Source organism: Undibacterium sp. Ji49W, from assembly GCF_049340205.1.
In the GTDB taxonomy this organism is placed as follows: domain Bacteria; phylum Pseudomonadota; class Gammaproteobacteria; order Burkholderiales; family Burkholderiaceae_D; genus Undibacterium.
In genome coordinates this window covers 52,644-77,946 of the sequence record NZ_JBMPOW010000021.1, presented here as the reverse complement: position 1 = coordinate 77,946, position 25,303 = coordinate 52,644, and the positions used below count along the sequence as shown (strand labels likewise).

The window sequence follows — 25,303 nt, the reverse complement described above, 5'->3', positions numbered from 1 at the left end:
ATGCCGCAATCTTCAGCGGCATTTTCTTTTCAGGCTAGTGCAGCTTGTGGCTGCGATATTCAGCATTTGCATCATCTTCATCATCGCCATCATCGTCGTCATGATGGTGTCCATGGGCACCATGCACATGGCCATGAGCGATTTCTTCTTCCGATGCTTCGCGTACATCATCCACGGTCAGGCTGAAACGCAAGGCTATGCCGGCCAGAGGATGGTTGCCATCAAGCACTACTTTATCATCAGCGATATCGGTCACTGTAAAAATATGGGCATCGCCATCGTCAGCACCGGCAGATTCTTCGGAGTCTTCCGGCATACCTTCGAACTGCATGCCAACTTCAAGTGGCGAAGGAAAGCGCTCACGTGGTTCGACTTTAACCAGTTCCGCATCATAGTCACCAAATGCATCTTCAGGATTGAGCTGTATGGTGGCGCTAAAGCCTTTTTCCTTGCCTTCCAGGGCTTCTTCTATCTTGGGAAAGACGTTATCGTACCCGCCATGCAGGTACACCATAGGCTCCTGCCCCTCTTCAATCAGATTGTCTTGTGCGTCTTTCAAGGTATAGCGCGCGGTAACAACTGAATTTTTGCCTATCTTCATAGCAATTCCTTAAAAATTTATCTGCTTGCGAATTATACCCGTCTAGTCGAGTCCTTTACCTCGGCCTATAATGCGGGCATGAAAAAAATCACCTCCCCCCTCCCCTTGCTTGGCGGCATCTCTGTTGAAGAGTTTTTCAGTGAATATTGGCACAAGAAGCCTTTACTGATACGCCAGGCCATTCCCGGCTTTCAGCCTTTGTTGTCCAAGGCCGACTTATTCGACATGGCTGGTCGCGACGACGTTGAATCGCGCCTGATCAGCTTTTTTGGCAAACACTGGGAAATGCAGTCCGGCCCGCATGAGCAGATACCCGTCAAGGAAAAGAAGGACTGGACACTGCTGATACAGGGCGTCAACCTGCACAACGATGCGGCAGATGCCCTGCTGCGGCAATTCCGCTTCATTCCCGATAGCAGGCTGGATGACCTGATGATCAGCTATGCGGCCGATGGTGGTGGCGTTGGTCCACATTTCGATTCTTATGATGTCTTCCTTTTGCAGGCACATGGCCAGCGCAAATGGCGTATCGGTGCACAAAAAGACTTGAGCCTGGTAGAAGGCATGCCGTTAAAGATTTTGCGCAATTTCAAGGCAGAGCAGGAATTTGTACTGGAACCGGGCGATATGCTCTACTTGCCGCCCAAGTATGCGCATGATGGCGTGGCGATCGGCGAATGCATGACCTACTCCATCGGCTTCCGCGCGCCGTCCTATCAGGAACTGGGTGAATCCTTCCTGCATTTCATGTCCGAATCAATAGACTTGCCAGGACGTTACGCTGACCCCGACTTGAAATTTACGACCAAACCAGCTGAAATCAGTACGGAGATGCTCGACGACATCTCGGCAGAAATTGCCAAGATCCGTTTCACCGATGATGACATTCTGATCTTCCTGGGTGAACACCTGACCGAACCCAAACCCAGCGTCTTCTTCACCGGACCAGAAAAACCGTTGACACCCAAGCGCTTCCAGCAAGCAGCCATCAAAAATGGTTTGAAGCTGTCGCGCAAATCCCAGATGTTATACAAAGGAAAACATGTCTTCATCAACGGCGAATCCTTTGCCGTTGGCAGGGAAGATAAAACTTCACTGACACAACTGGCGAATCAAAGGGAACTGGATGGTAGCGATATCACGAATATCTCCCAAGACGTGCTGGAAGCATTTTGTTTATGGTACGAAGATGGCTGGCTGGAAATTCGTTAATCTTTAAAAATAACAAAAATACATGCCGCAGCGCAGCATTCAAATTGAAATCTGAAAGGAAATTTTCGTCTTGTGAAGGGCAATTTTCATGAAAAAGTGGAGAACCACGACTAAAATGAGCCTCTTGCCTATAAATAATGACAGATTTGAGTGCAAAAATGCATCTATGCCTATTCCAACAATGGAAAAATCATTATAATTCCGGGTTAGGAAACTTTCGTAGGGGCCGAATGTCGTTTTGGCGAGAAGCTCGCGAATTAACCTATAGAGCGATAATTACCGGTAATTATTCATCGCAACGTTTTGATCTTCTTTTTTGATCTATTTATTGAAAGTACAAACATGAAAAAATCACTCTTGCTCGTTTCCCTGTTGGCAATCGCTTTGGCTGCTTGCGGCAAAAAAGAAGAAGCAGCTCCAGCTTCTGCAGCAGCTTCCGTAGCAGCTCCAGCTCCAGCATCTGCTCCAGCAGAAGCCCCAGCAGCAGCTCCTGCTCCAGCAGCAGCATCTGATGCAGCAGCAGCTTCTGGCGCAGCTCCAGCAGCTTCCGCAGCAGCATCTGCTCCAGCAGCAGCTTCCGCATCTGCATCCAAGTAATTTTTAATTACTTAAGAAAAGCCGGCCCTTGGGTCGGTTTTTTTTCGTCTGTTGCAGCGCATCAGTTGCACTTATCATCTGGACAAAGACTGCCATCAACAGTAGCCAATGGACCACTGACAATTTGCTATTGCTCAAACGCGAAAACAGGCGCGAAGGCATAAAAAAAGCCACGACTCGTCGTGGCTTTTTTGAAATGTGAATCGTTTATTTCTTTAATACCAATTCGCCAGGCAGGCTATGCAGATAGGCTGCAATGTTTTGAATGTCATCATTCGACAGTTCTTTTGCCTTAGGGCCCATGGTCGCATTGCTGCGGCCATTTGCACTCGCCACATCACCACCACGCTTATACGATTTCAGGGCTTGCGCCAGGTAATCAGCATGCTGGCCAGCCAGTTTTGGATAGGATGGGTCTTTAGGGTTACTGAAATTATCGCCGTGGCAAGAAGCACAGTCGAATTTTTTAACCGCTGCCTTGCCGGCTTCAATATTACCGCCGGCCAAAGCAGCGAAAGACACCGTAGACAACAGCGTTGCCAACACAATAGATTTCTTCATGGTTCGCTCCTGTTTTTATTTTTGTTGGGAATAGTAAGCTGCCAGATCAGCGATGTCCTGTTCGGACAGGCTACCAGCGATACCACGCATGGTCGGATGCTTGCGATCACCCTTTTGATAAGCCTTCAACGCATTTTCTATGTATTTGGCAGATTGGCCGCCAATCATAGGTACTTGATACACTTCCGGGAAGGTAGCCTTGTAGCCTGAAATGGCGTGGCAACCTATACACATCGCGATTTTTTTGTCGGCAGCGTCTTTAGCATTGCCAACTGGATCTGCTGCCGCAGCAGCTTGAGCGAGACTCGCCATGGCGAGGAGTGCAAACAATTTTTTCATAGTAGCGAATATTAATTTAGCTGGCAGATCAATAAATACAGTGTTTTGATATAACTCAGCATTTTAGCTGATTACGTCCGGATTTGCGCAATAAACCTGCCCACAATCATCTATTGAAAGATCAAAATGCTGCATTTGTGCAATTCCGCCGATGATTTTCCACACGCATCAACTATTTTTATCGCGAATGCTTTCGCAAAAAAAGAACAACCGTTCACAAGAGCACAAATTCTGGCTTATACTCTTTGGACAGTTTCATCGACGCAATACATGTTATGCATGTTGTCCATATCTGACTACATGTGTAATTTTGCGGCAGTCCTAATTAGCAGCTCTAATTGGCAGCTCTAATTGGCAGTCCTACTTATATATTCCGGGTACAAACCATGACGCAAACCCCTAACAATTTACGCTTTGACGGTGCCGATAATTATGTCGCCACCGATGATCTGAAACTGGCTGTGAATGCAGCCCTGAGCCTGCAACGTCCGCTACTGATCAAGGGCGAACCTGGCACCGGCAAAACCATGCTGGCCGAAGAAGTTGCCGCAGCCCTCAACATGCCGCTTATGCAGTGGCACATCAAATCCACAACCAAGGCCCAGCAAGGCCTGTACGAATATGATGCTGTGTCACGCCTGCGTGATTCACAGCTTGGAGATGAAAGAGTCAAGGACATCCACAATTACATCATCAAGGGCGTGTTGTGGCAGGCATTTACAGCAGATGAGCCAGTGGTATTGCTGATTGATGAAATTGACAAGGCCGATATCGAATTCCCGAATGACTTGTTGCGCGAACTGGACCGCATGGAATTTTATGTCTATGAAACGCGTGAAATGGTCAGGGCAAGACATCGTCCGCTGGTCATCATCACGTCGAATAATGAAAAAGAATTGCCGGATGCCTTCCTGCGTCGCTGCTTCTTCCACTACATCAAGTTTCCCGACAAGGAAACCATGCAGAAAATCGTCGATGTGCATTTCCCAAAACTGAAATCAGATTTGCTGGCGCAAGCCCTACAGACCTTTTATGAAATCCGCGATGTTGCCGGCCTGAAGAAGAAACCATCAACCTCAGAATTCATCGACTGGCTGAAACTCTTGCTGGCGGAAGATATTCCACTGGAAGCCATGCGCAGCAAAGACAACAAGGCCATCGTCCCGCCCCTGCACGGCGCCCTGCTGAAGAATGAACAGGATGTGCATCTGTTTGAACGCCTGGTATTCATGTCACGCACCAATCGCTAACTACCTAAAGCACACTTGTTCAGCAATCTAGTATCACTAAAAAAATAGCACTACCCTATCTTTGGATAGGCAGTGCTTTTTTAAATTACCGGTATTTATACCAATGCTTCGTCTATGCGATTGCTGTCAGTATTCTGTCTGCGCCCTGTTTTTTCTCTGCTTTTGCGCTGTCCTTATATTTTAATGCTATATCTTGCCCCAGGCTAGCCCGGGGCATTCTCACAACATTATTGTGCCTGCTTCAGTTGCTCCAGGATGGCCGGATTTTCCAGCGTCGAGATATCCTGGGTGATTTCCTCGCCCTTGGCCAGCACGCGCAACAGACGGCGCATGATTTTGCCTGAACGCGTTTTCGGCAGATTATCACCAAAACGGATTTCCTTGGGTTTGGCAATTGGTCCAATTTCTTTCGCTACCCAGTTGCGCAATTCTGTCGCGATCTGTTTCGCTTCGTCGCCGGTAGGACGTGAGCGTTTCAGCACGACGAAGGCGCAAATAGCTTCGCCCGTGGTTTCATCGGGCTTGCCGACGACTGCGGCTTCAGCAACCAGTGGATTGGCAACCAGCGCCGACTCAATTTCCATGGTACCCATGCGGTGTCCGGAAACATTGAGCACATCATCAATACGACCGGTAATGGTGAAGTAGCCCGTATCCTTGTTGCGTATCGCACCATCACCCGCGAGGTAAACCTTGCCGCCAAATTCTTCGGGGAAATAGCTTTTCTTGAAACGCTCAGGATCACCCCAGATGGTGCGTATCATCGATGGCCATGGACGTTTCACGACCAGAATACCGCCCTGCCCGTTTGGCAAATCATTGCCTGTTTCGTCCACAATCGCAGCCGTAATACCTGGCAAAGGCAAGGTGCATGAACCAGGCACCAGCGGCGTCGCACCTGGCAATGGTGTCATCATGTGACCACCGGTTTCCGTCTGCCAGAAGGTATCAACAATGGGGCAATTGCCACGGCCAATATTGTTGTAATACCACATCCAGGCTTCAGGATTGATGGGTTCACCGACTGAACCCAACAGGCGCAGCGACGACAGATCAAATTTGTCCGGGTGGATATTCGCATCGCCATCTGCGGCTTTTATCAGGGAACGGATAGCTGTTGGCGCAGTGTAGAAAATAGTCGCCTTGTGTTTTTCTATCATGCTCCAGAAACGTCCGGCATTCGGGAAAGTAGGCACGCCCTCAAAGACGATTTCAGTTGCGCCGGCGGCCAGCGGGCCATAGGTGATATAGGTATGACCGGTTACCCAGCCTATATCAGCGGTACACCAGAACACGTCTTCCGGCTTGATGTCGAAAGTCCATTTCATGGTCAGAATCGCCCACAGCAAATAACCGCCGGACGAATGCTGTACACCTTTTGGTTTGCCAGTGGAACCAGACGTATAAAGGATGAACAGGGGATGTTCAGCACTGACCCATTCAGGTTCGCAGACTGCTGACTGGGTGGCAACCAGTTCATGCATCCACAAGTCACGCCCGGCAGCGACCTTGATGTTGCCGCCGGTACGTTTATAAATAACGACACTCTTTACTTTTTCGCAATCGCCAAGCGCCAGAGCCTCATCCACGATCGCTTTGAGCGGCAGGTGTTTACCACCACGCACCTGCTCATCGGCAGTGATAACTGCTACCGCACCCACATCGACAATACGTTCTTGCAGCGATTTGGCAGAAAAACCACCAAATACCACAGAATGCGTCGCACCTATACGTGCACAGGCCTGCATGGCAACGACGCCTTCTACCGACATTGGCATATAGATGACGACGCGGTCACCCTTGACAATGCCCAATGATTTCAGGCCGTTGGCAAACTGGCAGACTTTTTGATGCAGCTCCTGATAGGTGACTCTGGTGACATCGCCGCCGTCGGCCTCAAATATCAAGGCAACTTTGTCAGCGTTACCATTTTGCAGATTCACATCGAGGCAATTGTAGGAAACATTCAGCAAGCCATCTTCAAACCATTTGTACAGCGGCGCATTGGATTCGTCGAGCGTGGTTTGGAAAGGCTTGTGCCAGTGCAGGTTTTCACGTGCCAGGCGAGCCCAGAAGCCTTCATAGTCCTGTTCAGCCTCCTGGCACAGGGCATTGTAAGCATCCATGCCTGAAATGGTGGCATTGGCAGCAAAAGCGGCAGGCGGATAGAAAATGCGGGATTCGGTTTTGACTTCGTGTTGAGCGGCATTGAGGTCAGACATTTGTATCTCCAACTTGTTATAGTTTGATTGAAATCATCACTACTGTTGCGCCAGCACAAAATTCTTACCGATCGATAAGTCATTTCACGCACTCCGGCAACGCTTTACGGCCCATTCTGCATTCAGTATAGGCGTCTGTACGCTTGCCATGCACAAAGTAGTTTTTACACAGGTGAACCTTAAACTTGGAGACTTACTCAAGCCTTACGGTTGCTTTTATGGAAAAATAATACCACAAAGATACCATTCAATCACCACTGCTTGCCTCGACATTTCAGCTGTACCACACGACCCTTGCCGGGCCATGTAAAATATCGCTTTGCCGTAAATCACGCCTTCCACTGTCGCCCATCAAGCAGATTGCAAACATGTCAAAACCAGAATCCACTGTAAAACTCTCTCCACTTGCCGGCCTGATTTTTTTTAGCCGCTGGTTGCAAGTTCCTCTTTATCTGGGTCTGATACTCGCACAATGCGTATACGTATTTCATTTCTGGGTTGAACTGGTTGATCTGATCGGTGCTGCCATGGGCAATGAAGCTGCCCTGAAACATATCGTCGATGCGGTTGCCAGCGGCAACGTCAAACCGACCAAGCTGACAGAAACCACGATCATGCTGGTGGTACTGGGTCTGATCGATGTCGTCATGATTTCCAATCTTTTGATCATGGTCATTATTGGTGGCTACGAAACCTTTGTATCGCGCCTGGGTCTGGATGGTCATCCTGACCAGCCAGAATGGCTGTCACACGTGAACGCATCCGTGCTGAAGGTCAAACTGGCGATGGCGATCATCGGCATTTCATCCATCCATTTGCTGAAAACTTTCATCAACGCCGGCAATTATGATCCGCAAGTCGTGCTGGCACAGACCGGCATACATGTGGTCTTTTTGCTGTCAGCCCTGGCAATCGCACATTGCGACCAGATCATGACCAAAACCGCACAGTCAGGCGAGAAGCATTAATGCCTGGAAACCTGGAATATTGCGCACGCACGTAATAATTAAAGCCAGCAATTAAAGCCAGCAACTGAAACCAACAACCAAGCAGCTATAAATCAGCAACAACCCCGTTTTTCTTCACCTAGCCAAGAGCCATATCATGACAGTCATCAAGCAAGACGATCTGATCGAATCCGTAGCCGCTGCGCTACAGTACATCAGCTATTATCATCCAGCCGACTACATCGCCCATCTGGCGCGCGCCTATGAGGCAGAACAAAGCCCCGCCGCCAAAGATGCGATTGCACAAATCCTGACCAACTCGCGCATGTGCGCCGAAGGCCGTCGCCCTATCTGCCAGGACACCGGCATCGTCAACGTGTTCCTGAAAATCGGCATGAGCGTACGTTTCGAAGGTTTCAGTGGCTCCATCATTGACGCCGTGAATGAAGGCGTGCGTCGCGGCTATAACGACCCCGACAATAAACTGCGCGCCTCCATCGTCGCTGACCCGCACTTCGAACGCAAAAACACCAAGGACAACACACCAGCGGTCGTCCACATGGAACTGGTACCTGGCGATACGGTTGATGTCAAAGTCGCGGCCAAAGGTGGTGGCTCCGAGAACAAAACCAAGTTTGTCATGTTGAATCCTTCTGATTCGCTGATTGACTGGGTCATGAAAACCGTACCGACCATGGGCGCAGGCTGGTGCCCTCCTGGCATGCTGGGCATAGGCATAGGCGGCACCGCCGAGAAAGCCATGCTGATGGCGAAAGAATCCCTGATGGATGACATCGACATGTATGAGCTCAAGCAACGCGGCCCACAAAACAAGACTGAAGAATTGCGTATAGAACTGTGCGACAAGATCAATGCACTGGGCATAGGCGCGCAAGGCCTGGGTGGTTTGACGACGGTACTGGACGTCAAGATCAATATGTACCCTACCCATGCGGCATCCAAACCTGTTGCCATGATTCCTAACTGCGCCGCGACGCGCCATGCGCACTTCGTACTCGACGGTTCTGGCCCGAGCTACATAGAGCCGCCAAAACTGTCTGACTGGCCAGATGTAAGCTGGGCACCTGATACAGAAAAATCCAAACGCGTGGATCTGAACACATTAACCAAGGAAGAAGTCGCTTCCTGGAAACCAGGCCAGACTTTGCTCCTGAACGGCAAAATGCTGACTGGCCGCGATGCCGCGCACAAACGTATCCAGGACATGCTGGCAAAAGGCGAGCAATTGCCTGTCGATTTCACCAACCGTGTAATTTACTATGTCGGCCCGGTTGATCCTGTGCGTGATGAAGCTGTTGGCCCGGCTGGTCCGACGACGGCTACCCGCATGGATAAATTCACCGACATGATGCTGGAAAAAACCGGCCTGATTTCCATGATAGGCAAGGCAGAACGCGGCCCGGTCGCCATCGAATCCATACGCAAACACCAGTCTGCCTACCTGATGGCAGTCGGTGGCGCAGCCTACCTGGTATCAAAGGCGATCAAATCAGCATCTGTCGTTGGCTTTGCCGATCTGGGCATGGAAGCCATTTATGAATTCGATGTCGTTGATATGCCAGTCACGGTTGCGGTCGATTCCACAGGTACATCCGTCCACAATACCGGCCCGAAAGAATGGCAGGCTAAAATCGGTATTATTCCGGTCAGCGCCTGAGCAAGTACATAACTGACATGACCACTCCTGCATGACACACGATACATCTGCACCTGTTGGTGTGTTTGATTCCGGAATTGGTGGTCTGTCGGTTTTACGGCACATACAACAGACATTGCCCAATGAATCCCTGTTGTATGTGGCCGATTCCGGTTTTGCGCCTTACGGCGACAAACCGGCAGCCCTGATACTCGAACGCAGTATCGCAGTGACAGAATTCTTGCTCAGCCAGCAGATCAAGGCGCTGGTCGTCGCCTGCAATACGGCAACCGCTGCGGCCATCGCCAATTTACGTCTACGCTATCCTGAACTGATCATCATCGGTATGGAACCGGGCCTGAAACCTGCGGCCCTGCTGAGTCAGACCAAAACCGTCGGCGTGCTGGCGACACGCTCCACCCTGCACAGCGATAAATACCAGCGCCTGAGCGCACAGCTGAGTACAGAAACCGGGGTGAATTTCATGCCGCAAGCATGCGTTGGCCTGGTTGACCAGATCGAAAAAGCAAACGTCGATTCGGAACAGATACGCAACCTGCTGCAACAATACCTGCCCCCTTTACTGGATGCCAATGCCGACACCCTGGTGCTGGGCTGCACCCACTATCCCCTTGTCACTCACCTCATACGTGAGTTTGTCGCACAACACCTTGCTGGCAGCAGGCCGGTGCAACTGGTGGATACTGGCCAGGCAGTCGCCCTACAATTGCAACGCCTGTTGATACAGCGCGGGCTGGATAGGAAGGCTGCGATACCAACTGCTTTTACCGCCTGCGCGAGTGGCAGTGTTGAACGTTTGCGGCAGGCCTGTGCACAGTGGCTGAACATTGGGCCCAGTAATATCAGCGCAGCACTCGTCGCCTAATCGTCTATCAATTTGTTAATGTAATCATCCCATGACTCAACAAACCATTGCCATTTCTGGCGAAACCCTGAACCGTACACGCATGGAGCAATTGACGTCGGTGGCTGGCGATTTGCTGCGGTTTGATGACTGTGATTTCGAAGGTCTTGATCTGTCCAGATTAAATCTGGAAGCTGCGTATTTCTACAATTGCAGGCTGACAGATGCTTCGCTGTACGCCGCCAATCTGGCCAACACGGTATGGCAGCGCTGCCGTGCGGGACATGCTGACTTTGAATCGGGCAATCTTGTCGATGCCAGATTTACAAGCTGCGATCTAAACAATAGCAAGTGGCGACGCGCCAAACTAGGCTCAGTGAGCTATCAGAGTTGCAAGCTGACCGGGGCCATCTTTGAAGAAGTCAGTCACCTTGGTCTATCGTTTGAAGACTGCTTGCTGATAGGTGCCGATTTACAGAAAATGTCTTTTCGAAAAGCGAAACTGGCAGGACTGGATTTCTCAGACGCCGACCTGTCAGGCAGCGACTTTCGTGACGCCATTTTCGAAGGTGGAAGCTTGCGTGACGCCGTTCTGGTGGCTGCACGCTTTGAAGGTGCTGACTTGCGCGAGGCAGATATCAGCGGACTCAAACTGGTGAATGCCAAGCTCTTCAAGGGCGCGACCATTTCCCACCGGCAGGCCGCCGAGTTGATCATGGAACTGGGGATTAATGTAGGCTGAACCTGGCGGGCTCAGCACTTAACAACTTGTTTCCGCAGACCTATTGTCTCATCACAGGCGCTGGCAACACCAGATTTGTCGCCTTGGAAATGGCTCCCCACAGCACACCAACAACGGCATTCCACACCTTTTCGACGGTCACCATGAGCAAACCACGCAAGGTTTTTGCAAAGCTCAGGGCCATGTCTTCCAGTCCATCAAGAAAGAACTGCTGAGTTTCCGGAGTAATCTGCTTGGTTAATATGCCGGTGCTGACCAGCCCCGCCTGTTGCGCGATGGCCTGTAATTGCTGCTGGGTGAAACCACGCAAGGTAGTAACGTCGGTTTGCAAAACGCCTGTGGCCGCAGCCTGCATATCGGCGACGAGTTGATCAAGATCAAGTGACATGGTGCTTTTCCTTCTGCTTATCGCTAGAAATAATCGCTACAAGTTATTGCCGCAAATTAGCGCTGCAAGAAATTTTCGTAGGTGATGGCCTGATCCAGATAGATCGCAGCCTGGCCCTTGAATGCCAGTGCCTCATAGGCAGTCACACCTTGTTGGCGATCGGTGTCGCGCATTTTTGCCAGGGTGTCCGACACTTTCCTGATCGCATAGGCACTGGGCGGGGTACTGTCGTCATCCACTATGCCCGTACTGCCGCGCTTGTCGAGTGCGCGATTGATGGCATCGGTGACCTTGTTTTTTGGCATGGGGCGGGCACCGGCTTGCAGACTCAGTGCATCCAGCCGTCCTATGAGGGAATTGTATTTATCGGCACGACTGGCAAAACTGCTTTTGTCTGTACCATTTGATACACTGGCAAACAGGATCATGGCATCGGTATTGACTGCCGCCAATCCATCCACTACGGCCTTGTCATAGGCTGGTGCCAGTTGCGTAGCGCAGGCGGCCAGCATCATGCACATGCCCAGCAGCCATAATCGCGTCAATAACAGGATACTTGCAGTCCGCTTCATGGCTCTCCACATTTCATGGTGTCAAAAACTTCATCTTAACATCATGAAATGCAATTTCAACCAATATACTTATACTGCCAGGTGGTTTTATGTCAGGGCGTGAAAGAAGCCGCAATACGTTTAGTGGCTTCATCATATTTTTCACGATTGCTGCTGGCATAGGTCCACTGAAACAGGCTGCACCATTTTCCATCAGTGATTAATTTCTCGTAAAAAATCTGCTGACCGTTGTTGCCAACTTTACTGCCAACTTTATTGCCACCATTGTTGTCATCGTTTTTGCCACCCTTAATGCCAGATACCACTGCAAAATGTTTGCCTTTGGCATGATAAGTAATCTGCCTGCCATCTTTGGCTTTATTTTTCTCTGCTTTCGCAAGAAATTCTGCGGGCGTGGTGTCCCACTCTTCTATGCAGGCGCGCGCATACACTCTCAGTTCGGCATCCTGTTTGGGCGATAAAAACACCTGCCCATCACCATTGGCAGCTTCACCCTGTGGCTGTAAATAATCAGGATAATCAATCGCAAACCCATAGCGCTGATTGACATAGGTTTTGTAGACAGTGTCTGCACGGGCAGAAAAGCTCAGGCAGACAAGCAGAGGGACGATGAAATACAGTCGCATATTATTCAGACATGGCCCCCACTCACACAAAGAGAATGAGGGCCAGTAAATACTTATCAATACTTAATAACGATTAGCAGTGCTTGGCAGTGCTAAGCAGTGTTTAACCCAGCACCGCAGCAATAGCACTTGCCGTTGCTTCGACATTACCAGTGTTCAGGCCGGCGACACACATACGGCCAGAACGCACCAGATAGACGCCAAATTCTTCTTTCAGGCGATCACACTGCTCTGCCGTCAGACCGGTGTAGCTGAACATGCCGTGCTGGGTCAGGAAGTAGCTGAAATCACGACCTGGCAGTTTGGCGCTCAGTACATCATGTAATTTGCGACGCATGAGCTGGATGCGATCACGCATGGCAACCACTTCAGCTTCCCACATGGGGCGCAGTTCTGGATCACTCAAAACACGCGCCACCAGTTGACCGCCATGCAAAGGCGGGTTGGAATAATTGCGGCGTATCGTTGCCTTCATCTGGCCCAATACATTCACGGCTTGCGCAGCATCCGGGCACACCACACTCAGGGCGCCACAACGCTCGCCATACAGGCTCATGCTCTTGGAGAAAGAGTTGGCGACGAAGAAGCTCAAACCTTCATCTGCCAGCAGGCGCACGGCATACGCATCTTCTTCGATACCATCGCCATAGCCCTGATAGGCCAGATCCATGAAGGCAATCAGTTCACGCTCTTTCAGCACAGGCACCAGTTGTTGCCATTGCGCCTTCGTCAAATCGACGCCGGTCGGGTTATGGCAGCAGGCATGCAGCAAAACTATACTTTTTTTCTCTGCGCCCTTCAGCGCTTCCAGCATGGCATCAAAACGCAGACCACCGGTCGCTGCGTCGTAGTAAGGATAGGTTTTGACCGTCAGGCCACAACCTTCAAATACGGCACGGTGATTATCCCAGGTAGGGTCACTGACCAGCATGGTGCTTTCAGGAAAATAGCGCTTGATGAAATCACCGCCAACCTTCAAACCACCACTGGAACCGACAGACTGTATGGTCACCACACGGCCAGCTTTGACTACCGCATTGTCAGCACCAAACAGCAAATGCTGGACCGCAGTACGGAAATTGGCTGCACCCTCCATAGGCAAATAAGGACGGGCACCTGCATCGGCCACCACCTTGTGTTCGGCTGCGCGAACGGAAGGCAGCATGGGGATCTTGCCAGCATCATCAAAATAAATACCGATGGACAAATTGATCTTGTTCGGACGAGGGTCCTTGCCAAACGCCTCGTTCAGTGACAGGATAGGATCGCCAGGGTAGGCTTCGACGTGCTGAAACATGATAAAACTCCAGATGGTTGGACATAAAATCAAAGCGCCATTGTTTGCATTTTTATTAAACAAAATGCACTGACAATGTGCGTCATGCCTCTATTGTGACACAAGCCACCCCCAACTTAGGATACAGCTGCTCTAGCACATGCATGAAAACTGTATTGATCTGACCAAATCAAACATAAGCAGTATAAAAAATGCCGCTCCCCTTGTCAGGAGAACGGCACATATTGCCGCACAGAAAATGGCACGGAAAAATTACAGAGTGATTAAATCAATGCCCGTGCGAATGTTCCTCGGCTTCTACCGGCATATTGCTGCCATTGCTGCCTTCAAAGAAGAAAGGCTTGCGGGTTTTAGGTGTCTTACCGACTTCATTCATGGTTGCTGATTCATACAGACGACCATTCAGCATCACATGGCTAACCCGGTCTGACACACGTATGTCTTTCAGTACATCTCCATCAACGATCATCAGATCCGCCAGTTTGCCGGCTTCCAGCGAACCCACGTCTTTGTCCAGCCCCAGATAGCGCGCACCGTTGATGGTGCCGCTGCGTATGGCTTCCATAGGCGTCATGCCACCCCGTACCAAAGTCCATAGTTCCCAATGGGCAGCCAAACCTTCACGCTGACCATGCGCCCCCAGATTGACTGGCACACCGGCACGCTGCAATGACGTGGCCGTTTCTGCGACCTTGAATACATTGAAATCTTCTTCCGGTGCAGTTTCACGCCTGACACTGCGCGGCTCCAGTACCGATTTGGGAACATATCTGGTCAGCAAGGGATGTTTCCATACATCCGTACGTGCATACCAGTAATGTTCGCCATCCAGACCACCATAGGCAACCCCCAGCGTAGGTGTATAACCGACCTGGGTTTGCGACCACAATTGCCGCACATCTTCATACACTTTTTCGACGGGCAAAGCATGTTCAACGCCGGTATGGCCATCGACTACCATGGTCATATTGGTCTGGAATAATGAACCGCCTTCAGGCACCACCATCATTTGCGTCTGCCGTGCAGCTTCCAGAATTTGCTGACGCTGCTCACGTCGTGGCTGGTTGTAACTTTTCACAGAAATTGCCCCGGCTGCCTTAAGGCGTTTCAGGTGTGTCAGGGCATCGTCCAGGTTATTTACGATGGCAGCGAAGTTGCCCTTGGCACCGTACAGTATGGTGCCAGTTGAGTAAATGCGTGGTCCCAGTACCTGCCCGGCCTTTTGCAACTCACTCTGGGTAAAGATTTCGCCGGTATCGTTGGAAGGATCATGAATGGTCGTTACCCCAAACGCCAGCGACGCATAATTGACCCAGCTTTGCTGCGGGATAATGCCACCTTCCCCCATGCCACCATGCCAGTGCACATCAACCAGGCCCGGCAATATGGTCTTGCCTTTTGCATCTATCTGCTTGGCACCATCCGGTATGGCGATGTCGCTGGCCTTGCCTATGCTGATTATGCGGTTGTCCCTGACGACGATGCGGCCATCTTCAATGACTTCATCGCCTTTCATGGTGACTATCCGGGCGCCGGAAATCACAGTCAGGCCAGCAGGCTTGTCGGCCTGTTGACGGAAGCCTATCTTGACGCCCTGCTCCACTGGTTTGGGCAATTCGGCCGGTGCACCTGGTACAAATGCAAAGGCGTCTTTCAAATCACGGCTGAATAATTCATCCCCCAAAGAAAAATGAATGCGCTTGCTGTCACCCGACCAGTGCAGATATTGTCCGGCATTCACATCCAGCTGCTTTACTGGCAGGGCATCCATTTTCTGACCTATGGTGACAGCCTTGCCAGCCAGCGGCAATGGCGTGACATAAGCATGATAGCGCTCACCAAATGCCAGCCATTCACCATCCGGAGAAATCGCAAATTCACCGGCAAATTCACTTTTTGCGACCGGTTGCTCAGGCTTGCCATCCAGTGGCAGGCGTACCAACGACGTAGTCCAGTCAACCTCACCTGAAAATTGCGTGCGTGTTACGTACACGGCATCAGCATCCTTGCCAAACTGCGGTGCACTACCATCTTCCGACAAGAAACGTGGTTCGGATTTGCCGTCAACACTGGTCACATAGACCCCGGTGTCCATTCCATACCAGGGCGTGGTCAGAAAGCCGCCCTTGGCCTTGACGTAAGTGACTTGCCTGCCATCCGGTGAAAAACGCGCTTGCATGTATTTGCCTGGGGCCTTGGTAAGCACCGATTCCCTGCCACTTGCAAGATCCACCACCCTGACCGAGCCCAGTTTCTCATCATTCCAGCTACTGAAAACCACAGCTTTGCCATCGCGTGAAAAACTGGGGAAGAATTCAAAATGAGTGTTTTGCGCGGTCAGGCGGCGTGGTGCACCATTTGGCAAGTCTTTGATATAGATATGCCCCAACGCCGAATATACGACCTTGTCACCCTGTGGCGCCACATTCACCCAACGTAACTGATGCACATCAAACTGATCGGGGGCCACCTCATGCGGAAAACGCAAGGCATCACGGACTTCGCGTGTGTCTTTCACATGGAAGGGAATTTCTGCGGCCTTGTGCGAAAACGGGTCAAGACGCCATATCTTGCCTTTGGCCCAGACCACGATTTCCTTGCTGCCAGGCATCCAGGCGAAAGCTGGATAAACACCCTGTATGGCCCAGGATTCCTGCATGTCGCGCTCCAGTTCCGGCCAGGCGGCAGCTTCTTCGCCAGTCTGCAAGTTCTTCAGGAATAAGGTGGACTGATTCCGCACGCGACGTACAAACGCCAGGTATTTGCCGTCTGGTGACGGAACAGGCCTTACTGCGCCACCGGGGCCGCTGACCACAGCCTTGACTTTGCCATCCTGCATGTCGCGACGGAAAATCTGGTAAATCTGCGCGTTGGAATTTTTATTGTATTCAAAGGATGTGCCAGCCGTCGTATCTTGCGAATAATAGACATAGCGGCCATCTGGTGAAAAAGCTGGCTCACCCAGGTCTTTTTGCCAGTTTGGCTTTTCATTCAACTGTACGCCCGTACCGCCGCTTTGATGATAAAGCCAGATTTCACCAGATCCCAGTGAACGTGTGCCGGTATAGTGTTTGCGGGCTGCAATATATTGTCCGTTCGGGTGCCACACCGGGTTATTCAAAAGGCGGAAATCTTCCTTGCTGACGGCATGCGCATTGCTGCCATCGACATTCATGACCCATACGTTGTCACCGCCACCGGCGTCAGACATATAGGCAATCTGTTTGCCGTCAGGTGAAAATCGCGCCTGCATTTCCCACGCCATGGAATGCGTCAAAGCCTTGGCTTCACCGCCTGCAATCGGCAGCGTGTACAAATCACCCAGCAGATCAAAGACCAGTTGCTTGCCGTCTGGGCTGACATCCACACTCATCCAGGTGCCGCTGCGTGTGTCAATATTGACTGTCCTGCTTTCGCCTGGGGGATGATTGACATCCCATTTCTTTTTATCTGCATCCGGCTTGGCGGCTGGTTCCGCTGCTAATGCCGCCAATGCCGGCAAACACAGCATGACAGCCAAGGCCCCAGGCAACAGTCGTGAAACACGCATACACTTCTCCCTCGTTGGTTTTTATGTCGTTTTTATGTGGTTTTTTGCTAGCCAATACGCCACCCAATAATATATCCAAAGCATATCAGCCAGATGCTTTCAGATGCATCCTCAGGCAAAAAGTTCCCTATGGCAAGCTGTCATCATCTGTATTGCACCGGACATATATTGAATTACAACAAAGCAGTAGACCATACATCATCAAATCGACTTGCATCAGGTATTATTTGAGCAATTGCATTCTGTTCATGACCATGAATCTATTTGCGCTAGAGGACGAAGTAACACAGCTTGCTGCCAGGCTGACTTCTGCACATGGACTGGAAAAATTCATGATGCAGCTAAGTCTGGCCTGGCATTTGCGACAAAGAAATAGCCGGCGCGCCGCCGAACTTGCCGCTCAGGTATTGACAGAGTTGGCTGAGCTGGATGCGCCCGAAACCATGCGCAGGCAATTTTATGCCCGCCTTTGCCTGATCAGGGCAGAAGTTGCCGCCCTGCATGGCAGGCTGAATGACGCCGAACACCTGCTGGCCGACAGCCTGACTGTTTTTACCGACCTTAACGACGCAACCGGCCTGGGTGATGCCAGCCTGACCGATGCGGCACTGGCGCTGGAACAGGGTGACGCCGTACGCGAAGCCCGCGCCTGCAACAATGCTATCACCTGGTACACCCGCGCCAATGACCAGCTCAGGCTATCGATTGCAGAATCATGGGCCATCTATGAACTGGCATTTTATGATCCTATGGCAGCATCGGTCAGACATGCCGCGTTTGACAGACAACACCAGCACCAGTCTCATCCGGCAGTCGCTGCCCATATGGCGGCAGCCCAGGGGGTGATACAGGGGCGGCGCGAACCTGCACGCTCATCAGTCTATTATCTGCAAGCCAGTGAACTGGCACGCCAGGCTGGCATGATCAGGCTGGCCATTATTTCAGCCGGCAATTCTGGTGAATCCATGCAGGCCGTCGGTGATCTGGAAGGTGCTGCCGGGGTGTTTGACTGGGCGGCAGAACGTGCGCACGAAACCGAATGGCCGGCACTGATAGGCTATGCCATGTCGCATCTGGGTAGCCTGCTACGGCAACTGGGGCAACTGGAACGCAGTAAAAAAACGCTGGAAGAAGCACTGAACGGTTTTTCGCATGCGCCGGGTGGCATCAATAAAGCCATCGTCCATGCAGAATTGGCAGAATGCCTGTTATTGCAGGGTGAAACCGACAAAGCCATACTGGCGTTCAGCGAAGCCATCGCCCTGTTTCGCGCTGCGCATTCGATGGATGACTTGCCACAAGCCCTGATACGCTATGCACGCGCCCTGTCTGCCTCTGGCCAGGCTACCGCCGCCCTGGATGCCATAGAAGAAGCACGAACCCTGATTCACCTGCACCAGTTCACCGCGCTGGGCGTCACGCTGAACCAGACACTGGCAGAAATCCATGCGCGCCATGTAGTCAGCCAACCGTCCAACATGGATGCACCGAATGCCACCATCTATTATCTGGAAGAGTCACTACAGACCGGCAAACTGACCGAGGGCTGGCAGGCAAGCACAGAATTGCTGATGGCCCTCAGCAATGCCTGGTCAGATATCGGCGATACCGGCAAGGCGCTGGCGTATGCAAAACTGGCCGTCGCGGCAGAGCAGCGCGAAAGTAAAAAGCAGGCCAACAACCGTACCGCCATGGCACAGGTCAGGCATGAAACCGAACTGATACGTGCAGAAGCCGAACAACACCGGCTGATAGCCGCATCAGAAGCACGCCGTGCAGCCACCTTGCAAGAGGCCGGTGTGACCCTAGAACGGTTGGGCAAGATAGGGCAAAAAATCACCTCCAACCTGGAACCGGAAGCCGTCTTTGAAGCCATACATCATCACCTGAAAGATTTGCTGGACGCCACCACCTTCATCATTTATCTGTTGTCCGACGATGGTCAGACCCTGACCCAGGCCTTTGGCATAGAAGAAAACCTGCCACACCCGCGTCACGAAGTTGCCGTCAACGATGAGCGTGCCTTCAGCGCCCGCTGTGTGCGTGAGAAGCGCGAAATCAGGCTGGAGCTGCTGGCCGACAATGACTTCACCGTTGTACAGGATACCTTGCAGACACTCAGCCTGCTGTTTGCCCCACTGAGTATCAATGAACGCATTCTGGGTGTGATGACCATACAGACCCCGCGCGAGCATGCCTATGGGGAAAGGGAATGTCTGATTTTTCGCACTCTGTGTGCCTACGGTGCAATTGCACTTGATAATGCGAATGCATATCGCGAACTGCGGCTGACCCAACAGCAACTGGAAGCAGCAAGTATCACCGAAAGGCAGGCCCGCAAAAAGGCAGAAGATGCGACGCGGCTGAAGAGTGAATTTCTGGCCAACATGAGCCATGAAATCCGCACGCCCATGAATGCCGTCATCGGCCTGGCCCACCTGGCCTTGCAAACCCGGCTGACACCCAAGCAATATGATTACGTCAGCAAGATACATCATGCCGGTGAATCGCTGCTGGGCATCATCAATGACATTCTGGATTTTTCAAAGATAGAAGCAGGTATGCTGGATGTTGAGTGCATACCGTTTTCCTTAGAAGAAGTACTGACCGGCATATCCACGGTGATCAGCCAGAAGGCTGCGGAAAAACAGGTTAACTACGTGGTTCTGGTCGACGCAGATGTGCCAGCAAGTCTGCGCGGTGACCCTTTGCGCCTGGGCCAGGTATTGATCAACCTGATCAATAATGCAGTCAAGTTTACCCCGGCAGGTGGCGATATCACCATGCATGTGCACAGTCTACCAAAACCTGCACATACGTCCGACACGACGCTACTACGATTTTCTGTTAGCGATACCGGCATCGGCATGTCGGCAGAACAGCAGCAAAACCTGTTCCAGCCGTTTACCCAGGCAGATGGATCAACCACCCGCAAATATGGCGGCACCGGGCTGGGCCTGTCGATATCACGTCGCCTGGTGGAATTGATGGGTGGCGACATTAGCGTTCACAGTATTGAAAACCAGGGATCAAGCTTTAGCTTTGACCTGGCTTTCAACGCCGCTGCCCATCCAGTCAGCAGACAGCACCTGCCGGGTAACGCGCCTGCCCAGCGCGAACAACACAGGCAGGTACAGCCATCGCAAAACCATGCCGGTCGTCGCGTCTTGCTGGCGGAAGACAATCCTGTCAACCAGCAAATCGCGCTGGAACTCTTGAGCATGGTCGGCATCACTGCCGATGTCGCCGAAAATGGCAGAGAAACCGTGCACCTGGCGATGGTCTCGCCGCCCGGCTATTACGCCATGATTTTCATGGATTTACAGATGCCAGTCATGGATGGGCATGAAGCTGCGGCCCTGATACGCAAAGAAGCCCAATTCGACGACACCCCCATCATTGCACTGACAGCGCACGCTGTTGGCGATATTCGTGAACGTTGCATGCGCGAAGGCATGCAGGATTACCTGACCAAACCGGTTCAGCCGGAAGCGCTGTTCAGAATTGTATCGCGCTGGATCAGTGGCAGCGAAGAACAGACCAGCATCGCCTCGGCTGTCTCTTTGGCTGCATCACTGGTTGCCTGTCAGGAAGAAACCGACATCATCCTGCCGCATTTCACCCAACTCGACACCCGGCAGGGTTTGCATTACATGGGCGGACGCCAGGATTTTTACCTGAACATGCTGCACCGTTTTCAACAAAGCCAGGCAGATACCCTGCAAGAAATAAAGCGCCTGCTGAACGACAACGACCATAAAAATGCCGAAAGATTAAGCCATACCCTGAAAGGTCTCGCAGGCAGCATAGGCGCTGTAGAATTACAAAAAATCGCAGCAGAGATGGAACTGGCCCTGTCCAATCAAAAAGACCGGGAAACGATTTCTGCATTGCAAGAACGACTGCAACAATCTTTGAATGCAGTCCTCGATGAATTGACTGCACTACTGCCAGACAGATTACCCGGCCCCGTGGAAGCCGCATTCAACGAAGCAGAGGCGAAACAATTGCTCGCTGACTTATATCACTTGTTGCTGGCATCTGACGGTGATGCACAAACCCTGTTTGATGAACACCAGAATGCCATTGCCAGTCAACTGAGCCCAGACCGTATGACACAGCTCAGGCATTTCATGCATCAGTTTGAATTTGAGGCAGCAGCCGGGCTTATCGCCCAGCAGTGATTGCTGGCGGCATTCTAAATCAGCTTACGCTCTGACAAACTGCTGATTCTGTCTTCAGCAATACCCCAGTCACGCAAAATAGCTACGCTGTGCTGCCCTGCTGTTGCCGGTGGCAAGCCCAGTTCCGGGCTGGTGCGGCTGAATCTGGGTGCGGGCGCTGGTTGGGTGACTCCATCCACATCGACAAAATTACCCCTGGCCTGATTGTGCGGATGTGCGGGCGCTTCTGCCATGTCCAGAACCGGCGCAAAGCAAATATCCGTTCCTTCCATCAATTCACACCATTGCTGCCTGGTCCTGGTTTTGAACAGGGCGGCACATTTCACTTTTAATTCTGGCCACTTGCTGCTATCCATCTGCGCTTCAAATGCAGGATCCGTGATGCCGGCGAGCTGTAACAACAGGGCATAAAACTGTGGTTCTATCGAAGCGATGGAAATGTATTTGCCATCGAGACAGGCATAGGTGTCATAAAAATGAGCACCGCCATCCAGCATATTCGCACCACGCTGGTCACTCCAGGCACCGAAGGCACGGAAACCATAAATCATGGCACCCAGCAAGGCCGAACCATCAACCATAGCAGCATCTACAACCTGCCCCTTGCCTGAATTACGTGCTTCGAGCGCCGCGCAGACGACCCCGAATGCCAGCATCATGGCACCACCACCAAAATCCCCCACCAGGTTCAGCGGTGGCACGGGCGGTGTATCCGCCCTGCCCATGGCGTGCAACATGCCGCTGAGTGCGATGTAGTTCAGGTCATGTCCCGCTGCCTGGGCCAATGGCCCATCCTGCCCCCAGCCGGTAATGCGTCCATATACCAGCCGTGGATTGGCTTGCATGCAGGGTTCCGGGCCCAGCCCCAGTCTTTCCATGACCCCAGGCCGAAAACCTTCCAGCAAGATATCTGCTTTCCCTGCCAGTTCCAGCACCAGACTTTTTGCTTCATCCTGCTTCAAATCCAGTGCCAGTGAGCGCCGGCCACGCGCCATGACATCGTACTTGCTTCCCAGCATAGGGAAAGGATTTTTGCCGCCAGCCGCCATTTTGCGGTCTATGCGTATGACTTCCGCACCCATGTCAGCCAGCATCATGGCGGCAAACGGACAAGGCCCCAGGCCCACCATTTCAATGACACGTATTCCTGTTAAAGGTCCAGCCATGTTTCATCCTTCATCCATCGTTCTGGTTTGTCTGCCTGCTCACAGATTGCGCGCAATAATTTCTTTCATGATTTCATTGGCACCGCCATAGATACGCTGCACCCTGGCATCCACATACATTTGCGCTATAGGATATTCCATCATGTAACCATAGCCACCAAACAATTGCAGACACTGGTCGATGACCTTGCATTGCAGGTCGGATATCCAGTATTTGGCCATGGAAGCCAGTTCGGTATCCATGCGCCCTTCCATCATATCGACGATGCAGCGGTCAATGAATATGCGGGCGATGGTTGCCTCGGTCTTGATTTCTGCCAGGACAAAACGGGTGTTCTGCATCTCGATCAGAGCCTGACCAAAAGCCTTGCGTTCACGTGTATGTTCTATGGTCAGACGCAGTGCCCGCTCTATGGCAGCGACGCCGGCCACGCCCAGTATCGTGCGTTCATACGGCAACTCTGTCATCAACTGGCTAAAGCCCTTGCCTTCCACTCCACCCAGCACACGATCGATGGGCACATGCACATCATCAAAGAACAGTTCGCAGGTATCCTGACCTTTTTGCCCTATTTTTTCCAATATGCGGCCGACGCGGTAACCCGGGCAATCTTTGGTTTCGACCAGCAACAGAGAAATACCTTTGGCACCGGCATCCGGGTCCGTCTTGGTGACGACCACCACCAGGTCAGCCAGGTAACCATTGGAAATAAAGGTTTTGGAACCATTGATGACATAGCCATCGTCATGGCGCAAGGCACTGGTGCGTATGCCTTTCAGATCAGAACCGGCACCTGGTTCAGACATGGCAATGGCAGCCACCATTTCACCACTTGCCAGCTTGGGCAGATAATAGTGTTTTTGTTCTTCTGTACCCTGGTTCAAAATGTAGTGTGCGACGATGGCGTGTACATGAATACCCAGAGCCATGTCACCGGCATAGGTTAGTTCTTCAAACACGATGGCCTGATGGGCAAAGCTGCCGCCGGAACCACCATATTCTTCAGGTATGTCTGCCAGCAGGATACCCATAGCACCCGCCTTATTCCATATATCGCGGTCTACATGCTGCTGCTTTTTCCAGCGTTCCTGATGCGGAATCACTTCGGCATCTACAAAGCGACGCACGGCGTCACGAAAACTGTCCAGTTCTGGCGTCATCCAGCCGGGCTTGATTTGCATAGTGTCTCCATCCTTGGTCGTTAGCTTGCTTTTGTGTTTGAATTGGCTTGAATTGCCGCAAGTCTGCTTTAAGGTTACCATCTCTGGCACCCATACGACCATCATCCCTGATTTTTAGAAGACTATCCCCATTCGCCATGCCTGAAAAAGAAGTGATGAACACCGCTACAGCAACTGGTGACGCAATGCAGCAAAGCCAGCCACCTGCAAAAAAGAGGGGGCGGCCTGTGCTGGATGAGTCAGAAAGCATACGGCAGGAACTGATCAAACAGTCCGCCCAGTTGTTTCGTAAAAAGGGGTATGACAACACCACCGTGCGCGACATCGCCGCAGCGGTGGGCATACAGTCAGGCAGCTGGTTTTATCACTTCAAGACCAAGCAAGACATTCTGGTTGCGGTGATGGAACAGGGTATGCAACGATCATTGCAGGAAATTGAGCAACTGAGCCTGGCCGGTTTGCCGCCACGCCTTGCCTTTCAGCGGCTGGTAGAAGTGCATCTGAATACCCTGCTGGCACCGGATCATGATTTTATTGCCGTCTTGCTGTATGAATGGCGCTCACTTGATAAACCTGCCCGCGCAAGGATTATTGCCCTCAAAGACAGGTATGAAGCCGTATGGGAACAAGCCATCGCCGCCCTGCATGTTTCGGGCGACTGGGCCATGCCAACACCGCTGGACAAGTTGCTGATGTTCGGCACCCTGAACTGGACTGCCCAATGGTATCGCCGTGGGCGTGACGGTGGCAGCGGGATCAGGATAGAAGAACTGGCTGCACAGTGCATGCAATTCATCCTGCGCACCAAGGCATGACAAGCAGAGAAGCATGCCTCAAAAAACGTTTTATGCAGGATTGCGTTTTGAAAATAGTGCCACCAGTCCAACAATCAGCAAGACGGGGAATAACAGTGGCAACAGTGCCAGGGCAAGAGAGCCAAGCACAACGACAAGGATGAAAAACAATAAAATGCCAACACCTGCCAGCACCACACCTGTCAGGCCCAAAGCGAACAACAAGGCAAGTGCACCTATGCCGCAGGCAAGAACAAAACCGAAAAAGCCGCCGATTATGCCTGTCTCGTGGCCATTGACGTGCATGTTCACATCACTGAATGCGCCCAAGCTGATGACGGCCAGTAACATAATAAAAAATACGATCAGTGCAGTACGTTGTGCGGTGTTTTTATTCGAAGTCATGATGTGCCTCTCGTGAGTGTGGTTGGGCTTTTCAGGGCCAGTTCTAATCTAATTCTGTAGCGCGATGTAGTTATCTTAGGCACGACCATCCTCACCTGCCATGCACTTGCGACAGAATGCATAAATCACGGGTCAAGCAGTCAATT

The 25,303-nt window shown here is 51.7% G+C and carries 21 protein-coding genes; 9 read left to right on the top strand and 12 right to left on the bottom strand.

Annotated features, from left to right (window positions below; translation table 11 throughout):
• Nucleotides 1–34: 34 nt before the first annotated feature.
• Nucleotides 35–601: an FKBP-type peptidyl-prolyl cis-trans isomerase gene (locus tag ACO0LK_RS22680; RefSeq protein ID WP_422979101.1), complete on the bottom strand. Its 567-nt coding sequence runs from the start codon at nt 599–601 to the stop codon at nt 35–37.
• A 78-nt stretch (nt 602–679) separates the two neighbouring features.
• On the opposite strand from ACO0LK_RS22680, the gene ACO0LK_RS22675 reads away from it, so the two are divergent.
• The gene (locus ACO0LK_RS22675) at nt 680–1,813 is read left to right on the top strand and encodes a JmjC domain-containing protein (RefSeq protein ID WP_422979099.1); all 1,134 of its coding nucleotides are present in this window, start codon (nt 680–682) and stop codon (nt 1,811–1,813) included.
• Nucleotides 1,814–2,155: 342 nt separating this feature from the next.
• Nucleotides 2,156–2,410: a hypothetical protein gene (locus ACO0LK_RS22670; RefSeq protein WP_422979151.1), complete on the top strand. Its 255-nt coding sequence runs from the start codon at nt 2,156–2,158 to the stop codon at nt 2,408–2,410.
• A gap of 207 nt (nt 2,411–2,617) precedes the next feature.
• On the opposite strand, the gene ACO0LK_RS22665 is transcribed toward ACO0LK_RS22670, so the two are convergent.
• Nucleotides 2,618–2,971, bottom strand: a complete 354-nt coding sequence (locus tag ACO0LK_RS22665; protein ID WP_422979097.1) for a c-type cytochrome — start codon at nt 2,969–2,971, stop codon at nt 2,618–2,620.
• Between the two features lie 15 nt (nt 2,972–2,986).
• Nucleotides 2,987–3,310, bottom strand: coding sequence for a c-type cytochrome (locus ACO0LK_RS22660; protein ID WP_422979095.1), 324 nt, complete (start codon nt 3,308–3,310; stop codon nt 2,987–2,989).
• 386 nt (nt 3,311–3,696) lie between these two features.
• On the opposite strand from ACO0LK_RS22660, the gene ACO0LK_RS22655 reads away from it, so the two are divergent.
• Nucleotides 3,697–4,560, top strand: coding sequence for an AAA family ATPase (locus ACO0LK_RS22655; RefSeq protein WP_422979093.1), 864 nt, complete (start codon nt 3,697–3,699; stop codon nt 4,558–4,560).
• 227 nt (nt 4,561–4,787) lie between these two features.
• Here the strand turns inward: ACO0LK_RS22655 and acs are convergent, their stop codons facing one another.
• Nucleotides 4,788–6,782: an acetate--CoA ligase gene (acs, locus tag ACO0LK_RS22650; RefSeq protein ID WP_422979091.1), complete on the bottom strand. Its 1,995-nt coding sequence runs from the start codon at nt 6,780–6,782 to the stop codon at nt 4,788–4,790.
• 368 nt (nt 6,783–7,150) lie between these two features.
• Here acs and ACO0LK_RS22645 point away from each other — a divergent pair, with 368 nt between their 5' ends.
• The 4 genes from ACO0LK_RS22645 (at nt 7,151) to ACO0LK_RS22630 (ending at nt 10,993) form a co-directional block, all read left to right on the top strand.
• Entirely contained in the window at nt 7,151–7,750 is a 600-nt protein-coding gene (locus ACO0LK_RS22645; RefSeq protein ID WP_422979089.1) for a YqhA family protein, read from the top strand.
• Between the two features lie 136 nt (nt 7,751–7,886).
• A complete protein-coding gene (locus tag ACO0LK_RS22640; RefSeq protein ID WP_186945212.1) occupies nt 7,887–9,407 on the top strand; it encodes a fumarate hydratase in 1,521 nt (506 codons plus the stop codon).
• Nucleotides 9,408–9,438: 31 nt separating this feature from the next.
• Nucleotides 9,439–10,272, top strand: a complete 834-nt coding sequence (murI, locus tag ACO0LK_RS22635; RefSeq protein ID WP_422979087.1) for a glutamate racemase — start codon at nt 9,439–9,441, stop codon at nt 10,270–10,272.
• Between the two features lie 31 nt (nt 10,273–10,303).
• On the top strand, nt 10,304–10,993 hold the full coding sequence (locus ACO0LK_RS22630; RefSeq protein ID WP_422979085.1) for a pentapeptide repeat-containing protein: 690 nt from the start codon (nt 10,304–10,306) through the stop codon (nt 10,991–10,993).
• A gap of 40 nt (nt 10,994–11,033) precedes the next feature.
• Here ACO0LK_RS22630 and ACO0LK_RS22625 read toward each other — a convergent pair whose 3' ends face one another.
• The 5 genes from ACO0LK_RS22625 to ACO0LK_RS22605 form a co-directional block, all read right to left on the bottom strand.
• Entirely contained in the window at nt 11,034–11,381 is a 348-nt protein-coding gene (locus ACO0LK_RS22625; RefSeq protein WP_186945214.1) for a hypothetical protein, read from the bottom strand.
• Nucleotides 11,382–11,437: 56 nt separating this feature from the next.
• Nucleotides 11,438–11,953, bottom strand: coding sequence for a hypothetical protein (locus ACO0LK_RS22620; protein ID WP_422979083.1), 516 nt, complete (start codon nt 11,951–11,953; stop codon nt 11,438–11,440).
• Nucleotides 11,954–12,045: 92 nt separating this feature from the next.
• On the bottom strand, nt 12,046–12,579 hold the full coding sequence (locus tag ACO0LK_RS22615; protein WP_422979081.1) for a hypothetical protein: 534 nt from the start codon (nt 12,577–12,579) through the stop codon (nt 12,046–12,048).
• A gap of 103 nt (nt 12,580–12,682) precedes the next feature.
• Nucleotides 12,683–13,876 carry an aromatic amino acid transaminase gene (locus tag ACO0LK_RS22610; protein ID WP_422979079.1) on the bottom strand — a complete coding sequence of 398 codons (1,194 nt, stop codon included), beginning with the start codon at nt 13,874–13,876 and terminating at the stop codon, nt 12,683–12,685.
• 268 nt (nt 13,877–14,144) lie between these two features.
• Complete coding sequence (locus tag ACO0LK_RS22605) at nt 14,145–17,426, bottom strand: amidohydrolase family protein (RefSeq protein ID WP_422979077.1); 3,282 nt, start codon at nt 17,424–17,426, stop codon at nt 14,145–14,147.
• 248 nt (nt 17,427–17,674) lie between these two features.
• Here ACO0LK_RS22605 and ACO0LK_RS22600 point away from each other — a divergent pair, with 248 nt between their 5' ends.
• Nucleotides 17,675–21,610: an ATP-binding protein gene (locus tag ACO0LK_RS22600; protein ID WP_422979075.1), complete on the top strand. Its 3,936-nt coding sequence runs from the start codon at nt 17,675–17,677 to the stop codon at nt 21,608–21,610.
• 14 nt (nt 21,611–21,624) lie between these two features.
• Here the strand turns inward: ACO0LK_RS22600 and ACO0LK_RS22595 are convergent, their stop codons facing one another.
• Both ACO0LK_RS22595 and ACO0LK_RS22590 read right to left on the bottom strand, forming a co-directional pair.
• Nucleotides 21,625–22,776 (bottom strand): CaiB/BaiF CoA transferase family protein, encoded by a 1,152-nt coding sequence (locus tag ACO0LK_RS22595; RefSeq protein ID WP_422979073.1) that lies wholly within the window; start codon nt 22,774–22,776, stop codon nt 21,625–21,627.
• A gap of 39 nt (nt 22,777–22,815) precedes the next feature.
• Nucleotides 22,816–23,958: an acyl-CoA dehydrogenase family protein gene (locus ACO0LK_RS22590; RefSeq protein WP_422979071.1), complete on the bottom strand. Its 1,143-nt coding sequence runs from the start codon at nt 23,956–23,958 to the stop codon at nt 22,816–22,818.
• Between the two features lie 185 nt (nt 23,959–24,143).
• Here ACO0LK_RS22590 and ACO0LK_RS22585 point away from each other — a divergent pair, with 185 nt between their 5' ends.
• A complete protein-coding gene (locus tag ACO0LK_RS22585) occupies nt 24,144–24,773 on the top strand; it encodes a TetR/AcrR family transcriptional regulator (RefSeq protein ID WP_422979149.1) in 630 nt (209 codons plus the stop codon).
• A gap of 30 nt (nt 24,774–24,803) precedes the next feature.
• Here the strand turns inward: ACO0LK_RS22585 and ACO0LK_RS22580 are convergent, their stop codons facing one another.
• Entirely contained in the window at nt 24,804–25,157 is a 354-nt protein-coding gene (locus tag ACO0LK_RS22580) for a hypothetical protein (protein WP_422979069.1), read from the bottom strand.
• Nucleotides 25,158–25,303: the final 146 nt, after the last annotated feature.

What these genes read in the sequence shown, in the direction of transcription:
- ACO0LK_RS22630 (WP_422979085.1), top strand. Translation starts at nt 10,304, where the DNA reads ATGACTCAACAAACCATTGCCATTTCTGGCGAAACCCTGAACCGTACA.
- ACO0LK_RS22590 (WP_422979071.1), bottom strand. Translation starts at nt 23,958, where the DNA reads ATGCAAATCAAGCCCGGCTGGATGACGCCAGAACTGGACAGTTTTCGT.
- ACO0LK_RS22660 (WP_422979095.1), bottom strand. Translation starts at nt 3,310, where the DNA reads ATGAAAAAATTGTTTGCACTCCTCGCCATGGCGAGTCTCGCTCAAGCT.
- ACO0LK_RS22675 (WP_422979099.1), top strand. Translation starts at nt 680, where the DNA reads ATGAAAAAAATCACCTCCCCCCTCCCCTTGCTTGGCGGCATCTCTGTT.
- ACO0LK_RS22620 (WP_422979083.1), bottom strand. Translation starts at nt 11,953, where the DNA reads ATGAAGCGGACTGCAAGTATCCTGTTATTGACGCGATTATGGCTGCTG.
- ACO0LK_RS22655 (WP_422979093.1), top strand. Translation starts at nt 3,697, where the DNA reads ATGACGCAAACCCCTAACAATTTACGCTTTGACGGTGCCGATAATTAT.
- ACO0LK_RS22680 (WP_422979101.1), bottom strand. Translation starts at nt 601, where the DNA reads ATGAAGATAGGCAAAAATTCAGTTGTTACCGCGCGCTATACCTTGAAA.
- ACO0LK_RS22600 (WP_422979075.1), top strand. Translation starts at nt 17,675, where the DNA reads ATGACCATGAATCTATTTGCGCTAGAGGACGAAGTAACACAGCTTGCT.
- ACO0LK_RS22645 (WP_422979089.1), top strand. Translation starts at nt 7,151, where the DNA reads ATGTCAAAACCAGAATCCACTGTAAAACTCTCTCCACTTGCCGGCCTG.
- acs (WP_422979091.1), bottom strand. Translation starts at nt 6,782, where the DNA reads ATGTCTGACCTCAATGCCGCTCAACACGAAGTCAAAACCGAATCCCGC.
- ACO0LK_RS22585 (WP_422979149.1), top strand. Translation starts at nt 24,144, where the DNA reads ATGCAGCAAAGCCAGCCACCTGCAAAAAAGAGGGGGCGGCCTGTGCTG.
- ACO0LK_RS22615 (WP_422979081.1), bottom strand. Translation starts at nt 12,579, where the DNA reads ATGCGACTGTATTTCATCGTCCCTCTGCTTGTCTGCCTGAGCTTTTCT.
- murI (WP_422979087.1), top strand. Translation starts at nt 9,439, where the DNA reads ATGACACACGATACATCTGCACCTGTTGGTGTGTTTGATTCCGGAATT.
- ACO0LK_RS22610 (WP_422979079.1), bottom strand. Translation starts at nt 13,876, where the DNA reads ATGTTTCAGCACGTCGAAGCCTACCCTGGCGATCCTATCCTGTCACTG.
- ACO0LK_RS22580 (WP_422979069.1), bottom strand. Translation starts at nt 25,157, where the DNA reads ATGACTTCGAATAAAAACACCGCACAACGTACTGCACTGATCGTATTT.
- ACO0LK_RS22670 (WP_422979151.1), top strand. Translation starts at nt 2,156, where the DNA reads ATGAAAAAATCACTCTTGCTCGTTTCCCTGTTGGCAATCGCTTTGGCT.
- ACO0LK_RS22605 (WP_422979077.1), bottom strand. Translation starts at nt 17,426, where the DNA reads ATGCGTGTTTCACGACTGTTGCCTGGGGCCTTGGCTGTCATGCTGTGT.
- ACO0LK_RS22640 (WP_186945212.1), top strand. Translation starts at nt 7,887, where the DNA reads ATGACAGTCATCAAGCAAGACGATCTGATCGAATCCGTAGCCGCTGCG.
- ACO0LK_RS22595 (WP_422979073.1), bottom strand. Translation starts at nt 22,776, where the DNA reads ATGGCTGGACCTTTAACAGGAATACGTGTCATTGAAATGGTGGGCCTG.
- ACO0LK_RS22625 (WP_186945214.1), bottom strand. Translation starts at nt 11,381, where the DNA reads ATGTCACTTGATCTTGATCAACTCGTCGCCGATATGCAGGCTGCGGCC.
- ACO0LK_RS22665 (WP_422979097.1), bottom strand. Translation starts at nt 2,971, where the DNA reads ATGAAGAAATCTATTGTGTTGGCAACGCTGTTGTCTACGGTGTCTTTC.